Source organism: Streptococcus sp. IsoGale022 (assembly GCF_031142805.1).
Taxonomy (GTDB): domain Bacteria; phylum Bacillota; class Bacilli; order Lactobacillales; family Streptococcaceae; genus Streptococcus; species Streptococcus sanguinis_A.
The window spans coordinates 1-382 of record NZ_JAKZJI010000045.1 but is presented as its reverse complement, the minus strand read 5'-3'; the positions used below and the strand labels follow the sequence as shown (position 1 = coordinate 382).

Sequence of the window (382 nt, the reverse complement as noted above, 5' to 3'; positions counted from 1 at the left end):
AAGCGGGTGTAGTTTAGTGGTAAAACTACAGCCTTCCAAGCTGTTGTCGCGAGTTCGATTCTCGTCACCCGCTTTGAACGATAGTTCATACCAAGTTTTTGAACTTGGGCGCGTAGCTCAGGTGGTTAGAGCGCACGCCTGATAAGCGTGAGGTCGGTGGTTCGAGTCCACTCGTGCCCATTTTAATAATATTATGGTCCGTTGGTCAAGGGGTTAAGACACCGCCTTTTCACGGCGGTAACACGGGTTCGAATCCCGTACGGACTATATATTCGGAGGATTACCCAAGTCCGGCTGAAGGGAACGGTCTTGAAAACCGTCAGGCGTGTAAAAGCGTGCGTGGGTTCGAATCCCACATCCTCCTTAGGGACGAATAGTATTG

4 tRNA genes are annotated in these 382 nt (G+C 50.5%); all 4 read left to right on the top strand.

The features are described 5' to 3' along the window. Positions 1–2: 2 nt before the first annotated feature. The 4 genes from RG608_RS11590 to RG608_RS11575 all read left to right on the top strand — a co-directional run bounded on the left by RG608_RS11590 (position 3) and on the right by RG608_RS11575 (position 364). A tRNA-Gly gene (locus tag RG608_RS11590) sits at positions 3–73 on the top strand. Positions 74–106: 33 nt separating this feature from the next. Next, a tRNA-Ile gene (locus RG608_RS11585) sits at positions 107–180 on the top strand. Positions 181–195: 15 nt separating this feature from the next. Then, positions 196–267, top strand: a tRNA-Glu gene (locus tag RG608_RS11580). 7 nt (positions 268–274) lie between these two features. Continuing rightward, positions 275–364 (top strand) — tRNA-Ser (locus RG608_RS11575). The last annotated feature ends 18 nt before the right edge of the window (positions 365–382 follow it).